Genomic DNA, 17,305 nt, shown 5'->3' with positions numbered 1-17,305 from the left:
ATCCTGATTTGCAAACATCTTTTGCAAACAACATTGAGATTATGATGTAAAAGAACTTAGGTGCTGTAAAGCTACAAATTATCCTAAATAATTTGGCAAAAAATTCAATGAAAAAGCCTGAAACTTTCAGGCTTAAATAATGCATTGGTTTAACCAACTTGCTGCTTTAAATGAAACAGCTTGGAACCAACTTTAAGTTGTCGCATTTTTTTCTCCTTGATGTAATCCAGAACTTCTTTTTTATCAAAATAAATTCTTCCTCTTTGTGGATGTGATGGCAGCCCTCTTTTTATCCAGTCGTTCAGGGTTACAAGGGAAATGCGGAGAAATTTTGCAATCTCTTTCCGATTGAGCAGCCCTTCATCATCACTCTCATTTGAACATGCATGTTGCAGATGTTCCTGGATATATTCCTTAACTGCATCTTTAATCCACCTTTTAAAATCATTTTCTGTAGGAATAAATAAAGTTTCCATAACTCACTTTTCAATTTCACAATATTTCAATACCACAATACTTTTAACCGAACTATTTGCAGACGGCTTGTAGCTGATATACCCAAACTCATGTAGTTGATTCATGCACCGGTTATATGTCTGCCGGGCATTTATTTTAGCCGCTTTCATAATTATGGCTCTTTCTATTTTCACAGGATTACTTCCACCATTAATATTCCATTGTTGCAGTAAGGCCATATAGATGCTGATATGAGTGCTACAAATTCTTGCATCACCTGCAATGGCATTATAAAAACCTGATAATGGTGGAAACGGTTCCATACTGGTTAATCCTGATTAGTCTTGTTTCGCTTTCCCTTTGAAGAATGATTTATGCGCCGCTTTTTTAACAAGCCGCTCCCTGTAGTACTGTTTGTTTCGGCGTTATCATTTTCAGCAGTTGAATCTGTCTGTTTCTTTTTCAACTGAAGTTGCTTTTCAAGCCACTTATTTTGTAAAAACCGGTAGGCTTCATCTACAGATATTCCAATACTATTTTCAGAAAAGTAAAACCGCTGACTAATATCTGACTTATTCTTTACTGCCGGAATACTTCCAAAGATTTCATAAAATGGGGTACCATGCCAAAACTTCGCTTTAAGTGCTGATGCAACGGTTTTACCTTTTTCATCCTTCTCAAGAGCAGCTAAACTTTCAACAACAGATTCAACTTTTACCTCCGCTTCCCAGGTTGTTTTATCGCTTGGGTCCAACTTCTTTTTTTCATCAAGATTGAATGCTGACATCCAGTTTATAGCAGTCATTTGCTTTTCAAGATCGGCTATGTTAATCCCGGCAATCATTAGCTCTTCAAAAACATTTTCCTGTTGTAGTGCTACATCATAATACAGCAACATATAAGCGTTGCTATTCTTGTGCTTCTCAAAATAAAGCCGGAACTCCAGTAGCTCGGTATTCTTAGCTATTTTGTGATTCAAATAAAAATTATCCGGTTTAAAGCAAATCCTTTTCAAGAGTAAGCTTGCCAAATTTTCAAAACCCAAAGATTGTAATTGGCTTACCAGTGCTGTTATATTCTGAATATTCATGGTACTACTGTTGTATAATAAAAAAATGATTTAGGGATGCATTATGACACCCCTAAACCTTTGCCTTTACTCTCCCTTTTTTTAGGCAGCAGGCTTTGCCCATTCTTTTTCTCCAGCTTTTCTTTTTCAGTTTTCGTTACTGGCTTCAAATCTTTTTTTTTATCATTCTCCTGGCCTTCCTTTACTTCTTTACTGCCTTTATCTATTCCAGATTTGTATTGCTCCAGCGATTCTTTAGCAACCATTTTCATATTTGAATCGTACAGTGTTACTTTCTTATACTGTGGGTCCGCCTCCATAAACATTTTGTGACTGCTACCATCTTTTTCAATGGTTACCGATTGTACATTCCCTTTTTCCAGTGATTGCATCAGCGCCTTTGATTTATCAGGGTCGTTCAATTCAGCCACCGCAAATTTTTCAACTGCTCCTTTCAAATCATAGCCATAGTTTTCATGGAATTGTTTTACTTCAAAATTGTTATTCTTGTCTTTGTTCTCAAAGTCAAGTTGAATCCAGGCTTTGTATGGCTGGCCTTCTTTGGTTGTAAGATCTTTGTGAACGGCACGGCCGTCCAGCAGATTGTAAGCTTCTTTTGCTGTTACCCCCTTTCCTTTGTTCAGATAGAATGTTTGCTCATTCTTTTCTCCATTACTTTTTGCTAATGAAGCATGGTAGTTGTTAAAGAAGTACATATCCGTAGAATCAGATTTACGGAAATTGAGTGTGGCCTCGAAAGGCTTTTTGTTGATTTCGGCTTTAAAGTTCAGTTGAAACTCACCTTTGCCTTCTCCCATGTTTCTTTCCAAATCGGCTTTAAGTGTTTCACCAAAGCCCATGTATTTGATGTTATCCGCCAAATACTGAAAATTTTCATTGTTCATAAAATTTGTTTTTAATTGTTTATTAAATATTGATACTTGTTGTGAATCAAAATGGTCAATCAATGCATCGGTAAACGCATTGCCTTCTTTATTGTATAAACCATTTCCATCCGGGTTAAGCTGCGGAATTTGATTTATACTTTCGCTGTAAGGAATTTGTGCAAGAACATCCTTAACTGAATTGAAATGAAGAACAGTGAAGTGGTCCAGGTCACTGATATTATTTTTAGAAAACTGAGTTGCTTCTTCTTTTGTTCTGAAAAAATGAATATCATCTTTATCAATAAAGTACAGACTGTTATTATAAGTCATATAATGTTCACCTTTTGACAGAGCAATATTCACCAGGTCAAGTACATCATCAGCTATGGGATGTTCATTATTCATTCGTTTAGTTTCTTTAAGCCTTTTATACGCTTCTTTTGCGTGTATTAAGTCTCCGGCAGCCTCATCGACTTTAATTGATGATTCGTATTTTGCTTTTAACTGGTTTCCATCCTTTAAGTACTTTGCATATTCGCTTTCGGGCCAATACTTAACCATCAGCAGAGAGGCTAAATCCATTCCCTTTTTGCCTGCATTAAAAACATTCATTAAGTCAGCTTCCAGTTTTTGGAGAAATGATTCATCATTTTTACGAATCATCCCAGAGTAATAGTTATTGTATATCTTGTCAGCTCTTGCAAATCTTCGTTCCAACTCTCCTGTATCAAAACCGGCCACTGTCACTTTGGGTATATCAATAGATGTTTTAACCAGGTTATAGCCTTTTAATCTCCACCCATTGTTATCCTTTTCAAAATCGAGTGTGTACATCAACTGGTCATTACTACTCTTTATAAACATAAATGCTTCAAAGTTCTTATTACCTGCTTTTGCATAATCTTCTACCTGATTAATAGCACTTGAAAAACCAAGCCCATGTAATTGACTTTTCAGGGTTGTAAGATTTTGCTTTGGCATTTTATCATTTTAAATCCGGCAACACTCTGGCTTTCATTATATCTTTATTACGAACCTTTAATAAAAAGTGCCTGCCGCCATTCTTCTCCATCATTTGGATGGCTAAATATTTTTTATCAGGAATGGTAAACTTTTCAAGTGCCGCTACAAATACAGTGCTGCTGCTCCCTTTCACTTTGCTATAATTTCCAGTTATATGCAGGGGCTTTTGTTCAGACTCCTGAACTGCGGTTCTTTTACTTCTTTTCTTGTCCTTAATAAAAAAACGCAGCAGGTCCATATCATAATCGACAGTTCCGGCATTGTTCACGTACACCTGGAAATATATTGTGTTGTCCTTGATATAAATTCCTTTCACACCTGCCTTCATGTTGTACTTTTTATCTTTTATGCCTTTTATAATTCGTTCATTATCCAAAATGGCATTTGCATAGGAGCTAATTGTTGCAGTCCTGTTAACAGGCAGATAGTAAACCCATGTAGCAGGTTTATTATCGTAAGTAACTGTAAAGGCATATACGCTCCCGTCATCTGTAACAACACTCAGGTTTGTTTCTGTAAAATCTTTTTCGGCTGCTTTTACTAATAAAATTTCCGGGGCTTCTTTTACCTGTTGTGCCAAAACTGAGGAAGTGCCCCTGTCAACATGTTTAATAGCAAAGGGAAATACAAGGCTGGTGGTTTTATCTGTTGTAATACTCAGTTTTGTTTGTGCCTCAGCAGAGACGAATAACCACACTACACAAATCATACACACTAATCGTTTCATCTTTTCAAAGTTTATACGTTATAAATTGGATTCGTTATTCTTATCCTTTAGTAGAACTTTGTAACCTTCTTTAACCATAACTTTTACCTGTTTTACTTTCCTGCTCATTAAACTTTTTACCGTATTGATGCCGGCAGCGGCGGCCTGTGCCTTCAAAGAAGGGTCAAGTGTGGTGAGTTCCATTAATTGGAGACTGTTATCGGCAGAATTTTTAGCCACATCCCTGCTGATGGAACCAGGAACATAAATGCCCGGCAAGCCGTCCATATCATATAATTCTAATTTTACAGGGAATAAGGTGTTTTTATACCTGATAGAATTTATCACTACTTCAAGCCTCTCGTTATTTAGTGAAGCAGTACCATTTACAGGGTTTCCTTTGGGGATAAGAATGCCATTTATAAAGATATCAGTTGCTAACCTCAATTGAATAACAGCTCCGTTCACTAACATTTGATTACTGTGCACTATCGCTTCAATTGCCTGCCCTTCTTCAACCACTGATTTATCAGGGTCCAAACTATAGAATTTGTTTAGCTTATTTGTAGCAATTTTGTTTGTGTCCATTAACGAAACATTTGCCAATGCAGGCTGAGTAGTTACAGCATAAACCACTTGTTTATGTTGTAATGATTTTTCTTTTAGCTTTTCCCTTATTCTTTGTGGATGCTGAATATCCAGTATCTTTTCTAATGTTCCATTAAGTTGGTTCATCTCTTGGTCGCCAGTATTTGTTTTATTCATTGTAAGCAACATGTTTTCTAATCTATCCACCTCGCCTGAAAGTTCTTCATCTTGTTTGTAATTGGTTGCATTCTGGTTTTCATTGGCTGATGCTTCCGGCTGTTTATTAATTTCCTTTTGCAGCAGAGCTAATTTTTGCATCAGCTTTTGTTCAGGATTATTTGAAGATGTTTCATACGGCGATGAATTTAACCGCTGGTTGTATTTGGAAGCTGAGTTTTGAGTGAGTACTTCTAATTCGTTTACGGGCAAAATAGATGTGTCTTCATGTTGCTTATAATACGGGTCTGTACGCATCCATTCCTCAAGTTTGGCAGAATCTTTATCAGCTTTATCATAAAAACTTAGTTTGTCTGTTAAGTTCTCATCTTTCATTTTTGCATCAGGGAGATTTAAGTTTAAACCTTGCTGCTTTACTATAATAGCCTGTTCTTTTCCCTGACCACCACCCAATGCCCAAAATGCCATTGTAAGAAATGGTACTACCAAAAAAGGCAACACCAGCATCATTTTCCGTTTACGCAGGAAGGCCTGCGACCTTTGTACACTGCTCATACACTTCATTTTTGGTTTTGTGATAAGTAAATTTGTTCCAGCATTTGCACACTATCCATCAAACCCGGCCGGGCTTGCAGGATGCTGTCGTATTCATTCGTTCTGTTCAATTTTAAACTATCCATGTATTTTCTAAAATCCTGTATTTGTAAATAGGTTTGTTCATCTACCGTTGCCTCCGGCATTATAGTTTCATCACCCGTTTTATTAAAGTGCTTTGGAATATCCATTTGCTGTATCTCTAAAGCTTTCTGCTTTCTTTCAGGACTGAAAACACTGTTTACAATAAGATAAATACTGTAGCCACCTGCAGAAACGCAGAAAAATATCAGTAGTAGTTTTAATCGTTTAAAATCTGTGTTCATAAATATCCTGTTCATTTTTTCTGCAAATAACTGTTGTGCTTTAATGCCGACACCGGCAATTTTGCCAGCCACTTTATCAGATACGGTAGTTTTATCATCTGACTGAACCTCTTTCTTTTTCTTTTTGGACAACCACATACTACCTGTTTTGAATGTTGATGTCAGTATTCTCCAACGTCCGCCATTTTTCAATTAAAAAACCATGTGAATTATTATCACTACGGGAAACATTTCTCAGGTATCCTTCGGTAATCAGACTCCTGGTTACAATGGTGGTGGGGCGAATGATTTTCTGTTCCCCTTTATACCTGAAATAAAACGGATACACATCTGTATTAATAATGATGCTATCCATTGTGATTTCCTGGCTGATGTTGCCCGATATGAGGTTTGAATAATACCCATTCTCCTTCAGGTTATCGTATTGTTGTTTTGCAGAATTATCTGCCAGGTATAATGCTTTTGTAATGTTGGCCTGAATAACTTTATCGTCCGGGTCGAGAGTAAAGAAATAATGATGAAACATTTTTACATGGTCCCTGGCTTCCACAGGTATATTATCTTTTCTGTCGGCTGCATAAGCTTCTAATGCCTTGCCATTTGCCAGTATAAAAACTTTATTCTGAGATTGGGATGAAAGCTGATAGCTTTTGTATGCAATAAAAAGAGAGATGATAACACAGGCAGCCAAGAATGCCACACTGAATAACCGGATATACCTAAAAGCGGTATCTATATTTTTTGTTTTCTGAAACATTACTCACATTTTTCTAAACTCACAATTATATATTCTGCAATTACTTTACCAAGAAAGGCAAATAGTGGGTAAGTGCGGTAGGGCTAACTTTAGAACTAACGTCCTTAGCTTTGCCATTTAAACTATTATCAGAATTTTAATGAAAGTTGAACCAATCACTATACGACAGATTACTAAGAATCAGTTTAATATTTTTATGCTGTTTACACGGCATCCAGCCGTGCAAAATTTTGCAAGAGAGTTAGAATATCATTCAAATGACGACAACTCTATTTTAGGCGTAGTTCTTTTGGATTTATATGACAGGGACTTTAGTTATGTGCTTTTGGTAAGAGATGAAAACAGACAATTCAGGGAATTTGATACCAAAGTAAGTTTTTCGAGTAAAGCTGAAGCTGTGGATATGCTCAGCAATTCCATGAAGTGGCATACAGCCCAAAATCTTAAATCTGTTGTGCATAATCTGCCTGAAAGAGGAATGGATTTATTTAATATTGTAGTGAATCAGGAAAAAATTCATCCCTATTTTACAAGACTTAATGAGGATACTCAATTTATCCCTTCAAAGAGGGCTATCATAGAAATAGCCAACCACCTTTCTGATATTGACGGAAATTTTATCGAGCAATTTCAGTCGCTAAATGGATTTGATGCCAGGCTTTGGGAAATTTATTTGTTTGCCTCGCTAACTGAGCAAGAGTTTTTAATCAACAGAAAGTATGAAAGGCCTGATTTTATTATTCAAAAGTATGACGTTGAAATTGGAGTAGAAGCTGTTACATTGGGAAGGGATAAGAACAATCCGCCAACATATTTGCCCAATGAAGAAAAATTAACGAGGCCGGCAGATATTTTGACAAAAATTCAAAATGAAATACCCCTTAGATATGGAAGTACCCTTTTTTCAAAATTGAGTAAAAAATATTGGGAATTATCACATTTAAAAGACAAACCTTTCTTATTGGCTGTGGCTGACTTTCATGATGATTTTTCAATGACCTGGTCATACATTTCTTTAGTGGAATACCTATATGGACAGAGAGAGGAGCTAATTGTTTCGGAAGATGGCTCCGCTTTTGCCAAGACTGAAAAGATAACACACTATACTAAACCTACAGGTGCCAAAATAAATTCAGGATTCTTTTTTGAGCCAGATTGTGAAAACATAAGCGGTGTATTATTTAGCACAACTGGAACAATTGCCAAGTTTACAAGGATGGGTATCCAGGCAGGCTTTTCATCCAGCAAACAAAAAGTATTGAGAGTTGGCGACCGGTATGACCACAATTCTCATTCATTTACTCCAATATCGTTTTCATATATGGTTGATGAAAATTGTACTGAAACATGGAGTGAGGGGTTAAATTTATTTCATAATCCCAATGCTAAACATCCCATTGATATGGATTTATTTCCAAACATTGCCCATCATAAACTTAAGGGAGAACAACTGATTAGCTGGGCTCCTGATTTTCATCCTTTCTCTTCGATTAACATTAATACGATAGTAAAGTAAGAATTAGTTTGTGATGCCCGAATTGGTTTATTAAAACATAACTGATTATCAATATATTATGATATATTTTGAATGAATTTTAAATTAATATTCATTTATTTATCAAAAATTATAGTACCTTTATCCGGTAAATAAAAATATATGAGCAGGTTACAGCAATTAAAAAGGCAATTAAAGCCGGGTGAGGTTTACCGCCGTACCGAACTGGCCAATTGGTCTAAGTCGGTTGACAGGCACCTGGATGAATTGGTGCAGGATGGGACTTTGCAAAAATTGTCTCAAGGGCTGTACTATTACCCAAAAGAAAGTGCTTTTGGCAAAACACCACCTGATGAAAATATGCTGGTTGAAAGTTTTTTAAAAGACCATCGCTTTTTGCTTACCACACCTAATGTATATAACAGCCTGGGTGTGGGTACCACCCAATTGTATAATGTGAGAACGGTATATAATCATAAACGTCACGGAGAGTTTAAGCTGGGTAATAAAACATTTCAGTTTCGAATAAAACCCCACTTTCCTAAAAAAGTAACACCCGAATTTTTATTGGTTGATTTAGTAAATAATCTTGAATCACTGGCGGAAGATAGCAGCGAAGTATTAAAGAAAGTGGCTGACAAAGTTGAAGTGATGGATAAGAAAAAGCTGAAACATTCAGTGGTGGAATATGGCAGCGTAAAGGCAAAGAAATTATTTGCTCCCTTACTACAACCTCATACACTCTAATATGGCTGACGGTTACCTGCATAATCACAAAGACTTTCCAGATCTGCTGAATATATTGGCAGATAAAACAACATCCTGCCCGGGCTTATTGAGAAGGATTACTGGATTATGCATGTACTGTATGGATTGAAGAAACAGGGATTCGATTTTGAACTGAAAGGAGGAACATCATTATCAAAAGGATATAAAATTATAGACCGGTTTTCTGAGGATATAGACATTCATATAAAGCCACCGGCATCATTGGGAGTTGAAGAAAATCCGGCCAAGACAAAACCCAATCATATTGAATCAAGAAAGAAATATTATGACTGGCTTGCAGCGAATATAAAGATTGATGGTATTGTTTCTGTAAAGAGAGATACAGCGTTTGATGATGAAGCATACTATCGCAGCGGTGGTATCCGTCTTTTGTATGAGAGCAAAACAGAAAGTATAGAGGGTGTGAAAGAAGGAATATTAATGGAAGCAGGTTTTGATACCGTAACTCCGAACAGCAACCTCACAATAAGTTCCTGGGCGTATGATGAGGCTGCCGGTAATGGCAGCATAAAAATTAATGATAACCGGGCGGTGGACATTACCTGCTACCACCCTGGTTATACTTTTGTAGAGAAGTTGCAAACTATTGCAACAAAATTTCGTCAGGAGCAGGGAGACAAAACGGAAAGGCCCAATTACATGCGGCAGTACTATGATATAGCCTGCCTGTTAAAGAATGAACTGGTGCAGCAATTTATAGACACTGATGAATACAAAGCCCATAAAAAGAAAAGGTTTCCTGCAAAGGATTTTGCTATACCGGTTACAGAAAACCAGGCTTTTCTTTTATCAGATGCTGCACTACGGGACGCATTTAAGAAAAGATATGAAAAAACAAACAAGCTTTACTACAAAGGCCAGATACCTTTTGATGAAATAATGAATATCATTCAAACAAATATTGGGAAGTTGTAGTTATGTTTTCCCACTCAATTTATCCTTCATATAATTACTTCCGCCACCACTATTACCTTCTTTAAAATATCCTTGTGATGCACCTGCATCAGCCATACTGTTACTCATTTTGTTGTAAGCTCCACCCATTGCATCTCTTGCCATAGAAGTGCCACCCGCTACAACAGTACGGCTGGATGTACTCATCATATTTGTTACTTTATAAAGTAATGTATTGCCGCCACCGGCATGTATAATATAATTGGCAACCGACGGCACAGTGAAGTAACCAATGATACCGATAATCATAAAAATTAAGTATGCAGTATCTGTGGTACTAAAAAACGTATCGCCATTGGTAGCAATCTGCTGTAAATCTTCCTTCAACATGTTTTCCTGGATTTTACCCATAATGCCGCCGAAAATATTAGCAACAGGCAACCATAGGAAGATGTTGAGATAGCGGGCAATCCAAACTGTGAGTGTGTGCTGAAAGCCATCAAACACGGCAATGCCAAAGACCAATGGGCCAAGAATTGCCAATACAATTAGGTAAAATGTGCGAATGGTATTAATGCAAAGTGCTGCAGCCTCAAAGAGAACTTTCAATACTTCACTCATCCATTGCTTAATAGAGTTGCGAAAGTTATAGGAGAATTTTGCAAAAGCAAATTTAATATCGTTGCCAATACTTTTAATCCAACCTTCGCTTTTATCCCCATAATTGTATTTGTACCATTTATCTCTATCACCAGACCCATTTGGGCCAACATACATTTGCCAGTAAGCTGTTTTCTTTATTGCCTCTTCTTTCATTTTTAGCAATTGAGCAACAGCTTTATCTGAATCTGTTACCATTGCTGCAGTAGATGTTACCGTTGGTTTCATCACTCCGTTAATCATGGCAATAACAGAAGGAAATATCAATACAGCAAAACCCAAAACAAACGGACGGAACAAGGGATAAAAATCAACCGGCTCCGCTCTTGATATATGGCCCCACACTCTTGCAGCAATATACCAGGTAGCGGCAAAGCCAGCTATACCACGACCGACACCAATCAATCTGCTGCACAAAGGCATCATATCATCATATAATTTTTCCAGCACTTCATGCAGGCTGTGGATCCTGTTGGCCATTCCCTGGGCTTCTGCTAAATGAGGTATCAATAATATTATGACCCCTATACAGATTATTCTTACACACAATTTCATTCTCACAACTTTAAAAGTGAACACCCCTTTTTTATTTATTCAATCCATACAGTCTTCGTGACATCTCAATCTGTGCCTGCTCTGATTTCCTTTGCAACGAAAGCATATTGGTATTATTAGTAAAATCTTTCAGAAAGGAATATTGGTCTTCAACAGACAAATAAATTTTATCAATGGCTTGTAACCGTTCATCATCGCTCATACGAAGTTTTCCTGATGTAATGACCATAGCCAGTTCATCCAGGCTTTTCAGGCTTTCATTAAACAGGTTGCTGTACACTTTGCCGAGATAATTAATTTCTTCAGCACTAAATTGTTTTTCTTCCTTAAACCGGTTATACGCTAATTTATATTCCTTACCTATGCGTAGTTGATAGCTGATTATATCCGCAATTCGCTTATACTTTTTAACTGCCGGACTTACCTGCATTAAACCATCTAAGAAAGTTTTATGGATATTAAAATTTCCTTCCGAAATGTTTTTAACCGCAGTATATCCCTTATTCAGGAGTTTATACCCATCATACATATTCTGTAAAATCTTTTTAAACTGCGCCAGTTTTTCAATATTCAGCAACAGTTGCTGCACTTCTTCACTTTGCGCCTTTAACTGAAAACTCATACTGCACATAATCAAAATCACAATCAGCTTTTTCATTTTATTCCATTTACTATTTTAGAACGGTTAATTTCCATCTGCTCTCCCAAGCGTTGTACAGCCAGTAAACCCATATCTTCACTAAAGGAGCAGGCAAAGGAATACTTATCTTGCACATCAGCATACAACCCGTCAATCCGTTTCAGCCTTTCATCATCCTTCATTTCCAATTCACCTGGTGTTGTAACGAGTAATAATTCTTCCACTGTTTTTATACATTCATCTAAAAGTGTATCAAATACATGTTTGCAATAATCCAGTTCAGCTTCAGTAAATTGTTTTGTTACCCTGATTTGCTGAAGGGAGAGTTTTGTTTGTTTGATGATTTTGACCTGGTAAGCAATTATATCCGCAACCTTTGCATACCGGCGTATGGCAGGGTTTACATTTTTGAGGCGGTTAAAGAAATCACGGTGCAGGTTGAAGTCTCCGTTTTTTATGTTGCGGATAGTATTAATCCCTCCTGTTACAATGTTGTACCCTTTTTTGGCATAGCCAAGATAAACTTGCAGGGCTGCAATTTGTTGAAGCAGGTATTTCTTTTGCGTTGACTTTTGATTGAACCATTCATCAAAGGTTTGGGCATTTGATGAGTGAAAGGCAAACAGACTTACTGTTGCCAGTAGCAAAATTCTTTTCATTCTTCACATTTTCATTTTTCACAATATTGTTTCAGCTATCGGCTAATACCGTATAGTCTTTTTACATATTCAATTTCGCCCTGCTCGGATGCCCGTTGAATACTAAGCATCTTGTTCTGATTATTGAAATCTTTTAAGTCAACATACTGTCGCTCCAGATTATCAGAGACGGTATTAATAATTTCCAGCCGTTTGGCATCACTCATTTGTGTAGCAAAGGCATTCACCACTAAAAACAGCTGGTCAATACTTTTCAGGCTTTCGTCCATCATCCCTGAATAAATGTTGTACATATAGTCCAGTTCTTCCTGTGTAAAATTCTTGTCTTGCCGAAATAAAGCCCAGGCGCCCTTGTACTCTTTTACCATTTGTACCTGCCGTTCTATAATGTCTTTAACCCTGTTATAATAAGCCAGGGCGGCTTTTACTTTCCATAGTTCCTGAAAATAATCATCATAGAGCTTTCGCTGCTTCTCCACCCAGTCCTTAATCTCATTCAGTTTTAGCTGGCTCATTTTATTCTCAAGCGTTTTCTGTGCATTTTGCAGCCAGATGGTTTTGTTCTGCAGCCGCTGCATTTGAAGGTCAATTGCCTTTATTACTTTTTTAACTGCCGCTTTGATAATGTCTGCAATTGGAATTTGAGCTTTGGTTTCCTGTATTGGCAAAAACATACAGCACATACTCAACCCCACCACTGCCAATATTTTTTTCATAACACGCTATTTTATTTTTTTAAACTTATTAGTTCCATCAAACAAAACTTTTTCTTTCACATCAAAAGAATAATGGTCTAAGGTTTCTGCCTCTTCCAGCAATTTTGTTTCAGCATTGTAAATACCTGATGTTTCTTTCACTTTATATTCGGGAACATTGGCTTCACCTTCTACCTGCCGGATATAGTGCCATCGGTTTTGAATTTTGAATTGCTTTGCTGCAGGATTTTGGATAGTGATAACTAGGGTGTCAAATTCTTTCCCAAATTCATTTTGCCCGACTCTTACATAGGTGCCGGGTATAAATTCCATAATTTCATCTTTGCCGCTGGTATTGCAGCCGGAGATAATTAAAGTTGCTAAAAGGATAAGCATTGTTGTTTTCATACTATCAGTTTTTAGAGTGAATAATCTCATCTGCTAAAGCCTTAATCCCTTTTTCGATATCCCCGCCAAATTTTGCAGCATAAGCATGCACCTTCACTTTTTCTTTTTCCTCTGTTGTGTATGCCAGGTATTCTTCCGGCGATACTTCTGTACGATAGACTTTGCTCAACACACCACCAAGAGAAATAAAGACCTCTTTATATTTTTTTGTCGGGTCATTGGCTTTGTTGATAGACAAAACCAACGCCTTTTCTTTTTCAGTCAATCCCAACAATTCCTGTATCTGGTCGAATTTGTTTTGATACTTACTTTGGTCTAATAATATTTTGCAATCGCTGTTGTTGATAATTGCCTGCTTTACCACCGGTGATGAAATAATGTCTTCTACTTCCTGTGTTACTACAATCGCTTCGCCAAAAAACTTTCTCACCGTTTTAAACAGGTACTTAATATATTCTGCCATTCCTTCTTTAGCAATTGCCTTCCAGGCTTCTTCAATCAGTATCATTTTTCTTATTCCTTTTAGTTTCCTCATCTTAGAAATAAACACTTCCATAATGATGATAGTTACGACTGGGAACAGAATCGGATGGTCTTTGATATTATCCAATTCAAAAACAATAAACCGCTGCTGCAACAAATCAAGGTTTTCTTTCGCATTTAGTAAGTAATCAAATTCACCACCTCTGTAATATGGTCTTAAAACATAAAGGAAGTTTGAAACATCAAAATCTTTATCCTTTACATTATCACCTTTCAGTACCGCTACAAAATCATCTTTCAAAAATTCATAGAAGCTATCAAAGCAGGGAAACAAGTTTTTATCGCTTTCTACCTTTTCAAAATATAATTGCAACGCATTTGAAAGGGCTACATATTCGCTGCGGTTAAAAGTTTCATTATCTTTTTTCCAAAGAGCTAATAACAATGTTTTGATGCTTTCCTTTTTCTCAGTGTCCAGTATATCGCCTTCACCAATATAAAACGGGTTAAACTTTATGGGTTTGGTTTCAGAATAGGTGAAATAATACCCCTTCACCATATCGCACAAGCCTTTGTAGGAATGGCCCACATCCACCAGCACAATATGTGTGCCTTTTTCGTAATAGCTCCTCACCATGTGGTTGGTAAAGAAAGATTTTCCACTTCCAGAAGGCCCCAAAATGAATTTATTTCTGTTGGTGCAGATGCCTTTATCCATTGGCTCATCCGAAATATCCACATGGATGGGTTTGCCAGAAAGCCGGTCGCCCAAACGGATGCCAATGGGGCTAACAGAGGAACGATAGTTGGTTTCCAAATTGAAAAAGCAACAAGCCTGCGGACTGAATGTATCAAATGTATCATTCATAGGAAAGTCGGCAGCATTGCCCGGAATACCTGCCCAAAATATTTGCGCTGAACCTTCAGTTTCTAACTTGGGAGTGGCATCCATTTGAGTAAGTGCTGATGAACATAAGTTTCTAATGTTCTTCAATTCCTCTTTGTTATCTGTCCATGCCAGTAAATTAAAGTGAGCTTTTACCGGTAATCGTTGTTCACTGATGGCTTCGTTCAGAAAATCATCTGTTGCCTGCTTACTGATTGCATTTTCCCGGCTATATGCAGAAAGTGATTGCAGCCGCAATCTTTTACTTTCCAGCTTTTGCATCGTTTTTTGTACATCCTCAATAAACACATACTGATTATAGATGTGATTGCAGGAGAGCAACTGACCAATTGGTGATGCAAACCCTACGCTGAATTTTGTTTTATCAGTGGAGTACTTGTCATAGTTAATCCGGGAACCACATAATGCTGGAACAAATTCTGCATCGGCCATTGTGTAAAGCTGGCAATGGTTTTCGCCAATTTTCCATTCGGGTTTAAATTCAATATCCCGGAGAATTACACCATCATTGCTGAGATTCATATAATGAAGTACAAAATCAGCCAGTAATTCGTTTGTCAGCATTTTCATAGACACAAAACCACTGTCAGACAAAATTTTTTGAAACTGGCCTACATGATTCATGAAATCATGAAAGTGTTTTGGCTTCAAGGTTTCTTCTGGCACAATTGTTCTGCGGAGCAGGCTGCTAAAAATGGAAGAACCTAACTTCCGGTTCGCAGGCTTTTTTGTAAGCATGATATAACAGCGATGGTCCAAGTAAGGCCGTTCATTAAAGAACCGGTCGCTGCTTCTGGTAAGAAAACTATTATCTTCTTGTACAAACAAAGGTTTATACTTTGCTTCAGTAAACCAATCCTGCTTATGTAATACACTATTAACCGGTAGAACTTTTATAGCTTTTATCCAGGCATGATGAAAGGCTTCGTATTCGTCATTGCTCATCGTAAACAGTTCCGGTAATTGCACATCAAACACAACTGTTACATCACCCATTTTGGAAAGGATGGCGTTATTTTCAATTGAATAAACGGGTAGTATCTCATTCAGATTTTTCATTCAGCAACATCTTTTTCAGTTTCACTTTTGAATAGCTTTTTATCACATCAGGCACCGAACGCCGGGCAATCTTTTTCATCATACCATGCTCGCCATAAGTGCGGCTTAACTTGTAGATACGCATAAATAAAGCCGTAGTAAGCACCGCAATGAATGGCAGGCAAAAAAAGATACCCAGGCCGCTGATATAGAGTATTGCAAATAGTATCAGCAATACCACTAAGCCGCCGCCCAGGTACCAGATATATTGGGCTTTGAGCCCTTTGAACTCAATGCTGCGATTGATGCCTTTGTTAATTTGATAGACGGATGAGGACATACTTTCCGATGTTGCAAATTGTTCACCAAAAGTCAATTGGAGTTGGTAAAAGGGGTAGGACTAACAAACGAGAAGGTACTTCGCAAATCATCCTATTTTGGAAGTATTTGCGAAAGTTTTATCTTCAAGATTCGGAAATACAATAGTTACAAGCAATGTTAGACGGCTACACAATTCAGACAGTTTGTAAGTTTATCAGTAGACAGTCCTTCGCAGACGAACAGGCAATCATCTAACACGACTGTAATGATTGACATGCATAAACAAGTAAATCATAATAACATGGGCATAGAGATAATTACCAAAAACTTTCAATTAGATATCTACGGTTTTGGCAGTATAGCGACAAACAAAGATTATGCTGGAACTGCTTTTAAGTTGAGCGGCAAAATGTGGGATGTAATTAAAACCAACGAAATAAAAAATAGGGGAAAGAATATTTGGGTTTACGAAACTGCCGACAAAGTTTTTGCAGGTGTTGAACTTGAAAATCCAACTATCGCCAACGACAACTTTGGACTTGAAAAAATGATAATAGACGTAGAAAAATATGCTTACTATAAACACATTGGAAGTCACAATCTCATAAAGCAAACAGGACAAAAAATGACAGACGAACTGGCCAAGCGAGGATTTGAAATTATACTTCCATATATTGAAATTTACGGTCATTGGGCAAAAGACGAAAGTAAATTAGAAACAGAACTAATAATGTGCTTGAAATAAGAAATACGAACAACAATGCCTGTAACATTGGGTTCGTTAGTGGTAATTTTCTTGCAGACCACAATATTAACTGAAATAGTTAAAACTTAATCTGACAGTTGGGTTAAATTGCAAATGAAATAACAAACAATTTAACCACTTTAAAAACTGTCAGAAATGAATGTAGAATCAAAGTTAATCCAAAGCAAATTAGGATTACTCAAATTAGCAGAAAAATTAGGTAACGTATCAGAGGCTTGCCGTGTTTACGGTTACAGCCGCGATAGCTTTTACCGCATTAAAGAACTCTATGATACAGGCGGTCCGATTGCCTTGAAAGAAATTAGTCGCAAAAAACCAATTCCGCAAAACAGAATTGAGCCGGAAATTGAGAAGGCTGTTGTAGAAATGGCTTTTGAAAATCCTGCTTTGGGTCAGTTGCGTGTATCCAACG

Annotated in this window: 20 protein-coding genes; 5 read left to right on the top strand and 15 right to left on the bottom strand. The window is 37.2% G+C overall.

The genetic code is table 11. The features are described from left to right. Positions 1-149: 149 nt before the first annotated feature. From A0F92_RS04355 to traK, 8 genes are read right to left on the bottom strand one after another with little or no spacing between them, the layout of a single operon-like run. Complete coding sequence (locus A0F92_RS04355; protein ID WP_068242077.1) at positions 150-476, bottom strand: helix-turn-helix domain-containing protein; 327 nt, start codon at positions 474-476, stop codon at positions 150-152. A gap of 3 nt (positions 477-479) precedes the next feature. Beyond that, the gene (locus tag A0F92_RS04350) at positions 480-779 is read right to left on the bottom strand and encodes a hypothetical protein (RefSeq protein ID WP_068242075.1); all 300 of its coding nucleotides are present in this window, start codon (positions 777-779) and stop codon (positions 480-482) included. Positions 780-784: 5 nt separating this feature from the next. Beyond that, positions 785-1,546 carry a hypothetical protein gene (locus A0F92_RS04345; protein WP_068242074.1) on the bottom strand — a complete coding sequence of 254 codons (762 nt, stop codon included), beginning with the start codon at positions 1,544-1,546 and terminating at the stop codon, positions 785-787. Positions 1,547-1,587: 41 nt separating this feature from the next. Further along, on the bottom strand, positions 1,588-3,393 hold the full coding sequence (locus A0F92_RS04340; RefSeq protein ID WP_068242072.1) for a hypothetical protein: 1,806 nt from the start codon (positions 3,391-3,393) through the stop codon (positions 1,588-1,590). Positions 3,394-3,397: 4 nt separating this feature from the next. Continuing rightward, entirely contained in the window at positions 3,398-4,162 is a 765-nt protein-coding gene (gene traN / locus A0F92_RS04335; protein WP_068242070.1) for a conjugative transposon protein TraN, read from the bottom strand. Between the two features lie 18 nt (positions 4,163-4,180). Next, a complete protein-coding gene (gene traM / locus A0F92_RS04330) occupies positions 4,181-5,416 on the bottom strand; it encodes a conjugative transposon protein TraM (RefSeq protein WP_262490031.1) in 1,236 nt (411 codons plus the stop codon). Positions 5,417-5,466: 50 nt separating this feature from the next. Further along, on the bottom strand, positions 5,467-5,964 hold the full coding sequence (locus tag A0F92_RS04325) for a hypothetical protein (RefSeq protein WP_068242068.1): 498 nt from the start codon (positions 5,962-5,964) through the stop codon (positions 5,467-5,469). Between the two features lies 1 nt (position 5,965). Beyond that, positions 5,966-6,583: a conjugative transposon protein TraK gene (gene traK, locus A0F92_RS04320; protein WP_068242066.1), complete on the bottom strand. Its 618-nt coding sequence runs from the start codon at positions 6,581-6,583 to the stop codon at positions 5,966-5,968. A gap of 139 nt (positions 6,584-6,722) precedes the next feature. On the opposite strand from traK, the gene A0F92_RS04315 reads away from it, so the two are divergent. From A0F92_RS04315 to A0F92_RS04305, 3 genes are all read left to right on the top strand, one after another. Further along, on the top strand, positions 6,723-8,099 hold the full coding sequence (locus tag A0F92_RS04315; protein WP_068242064.1) for a hypothetical protein: 1,377 nt from the start codon (positions 6,723-6,725) through the stop codon (positions 8,097-8,099). Between the two features lie 141 nt (positions 8,100-8,240). Then, the gene (locus tag A0F92_RS04310) at positions 8,241-8,825 is read left to right on the top strand and encodes a DUF6088 family protein (protein WP_068242062.1); all 585 of its coding nucleotides are present in this window, start codon (positions 8,241-8,243) and stop codon (positions 8,823-8,825) included. A gap of 108 nt (positions 8,826-8,933) precedes the next feature. Beyond that, positions 8,934-9,782: a nucleotidyl transferase AbiEii/AbiGii toxin family protein gene (locus tag A0F92_RS04305; protein WP_253810148.1), complete on the top strand. Its 849-nt coding sequence runs from the start codon at positions 8,934-8,936 to the stop codon at positions 9,780-9,782. On the opposite strand, the gene traJ is transcribed toward A0F92_RS04305, so the two are convergent. The 7 genes from traJ to A0F92_RS04270 form a co-directional block, all read right to left on the bottom strand. Further along, on the bottom strand, positions 9,783-10,901 hold the full coding sequence (traJ, locus tag A0F92_RS04300) for a conjugative transposon protein TraJ (RefSeq protein WP_253810146.1): 1,119 nt from the start codon (positions 10,899-10,901) through the stop codon (positions 9,783-9,785). Between the two features lie 106 nt (positions 10,902-11,007). After that, entirely contained in the window at positions 11,008-11,634 is a 627-nt protein-coding gene (locus tag A0F92_RS04295) for a hypothetical protein (RefSeq protein WP_068242058.1), read from the bottom strand. After that, positions 11,631-12,275 carry a hypothetical protein gene (locus A0F92_RS04290; protein WP_068242056.1) on the bottom strand — a complete coding sequence of 215 codons (645 nt, stop codon included), beginning with the start codon at positions 12,273-12,275 and terminating at the stop codon, positions 11,631-11,633. Before A0F92_RS04290 ends, A0F92_RS04295 begins: the two co-directional genes overlap by 4 nt. Before the next feature lie 35 nt (positions 12,276-12,310). Next, positions 12,311-12,991 carry a conjugal transfer protein TraI gene (locus A0F92_RS04285; protein WP_068242054.1) on the bottom strand — a complete coding sequence of 227 codons (681 nt, stop codon included), beginning with the start codon at positions 12,989-12,991 and terminating at the stop codon, positions 12,311-12,313. Positions 12,992-12,997: 6 nt separating this feature from the next. After that, positions 12,998-13,378 carry a hypothetical protein gene (locus A0F92_RS04280; protein ID WP_068242047.1) on the bottom strand — a complete coding sequence of 127 codons (381 nt, stop codon included), beginning with the start codon at positions 13,376-13,378 and terminating at the stop codon, positions 12,998-13,000. Between the two features lie 4 nt (positions 13,379-13,382). Then, a complete protein-coding gene (locus tag A0F92_RS04275; RefSeq protein WP_068242046.1) occupies positions 13,383-15,827 on the bottom strand; it encodes a TraG family conjugative transposon ATPase in 2,445 nt (814 codons plus the stop codon). Then, positions 15,811-16,182 (bottom strand): DUF4133 domain-containing protein, encoded by a 372-nt coding sequence (locus A0F92_RS04270; RefSeq protein WP_253810144.1) that lies wholly within the window; start codon positions 16,180-16,182, stop codon positions 15,811-15,813. The genes A0F92_RS04275 and A0F92_RS04270 overlap by 17 nt, the downstream gene beginning before the upstream one ends. 246 nt (positions 16,183-16,428) lie before the next feature. Here A0F92_RS04270 and A0F92_RS04265 point away from each other — a divergent pair, with 246 nt between their 5' ends. Both A0F92_RS04265 and A0F92_RS04260 read left to right on the top strand, forming a co-directional pair. After that, entirely contained in the window at positions 16,429-16,872 is a 444-nt protein-coding gene (locus A0F92_RS04265; RefSeq protein WP_167516805.1) for a GyrI-like domain-containing protein, read from the top strand. A 156-nt stretch (positions 16,873-17,028) separates the two neighbouring features. Beyond that, the coding region (locus tag A0F92_RS04260) for a helix-turn-helix domain-containing protein (protein WP_167516643.1) at positions 17,029-17,305 on the top strand (277 nt) is incomplete at its 3' end.

The sequence above is a fragment of the Hydrotalea flava genome (assembly GCF_001623405.1).
In the GTDB taxonomy this organism is placed as follows: domain Bacteria; phylum Bacteroidota; class Bacteroidia; order Chitinophagales; family Chitinophagaceae; genus Hydrotalea; species Hydrotalea flava.
Note: the sequence above shows the minus strand (reverse complement) of the source record. Positions and strands in the feature narration are given on the sequence as shown.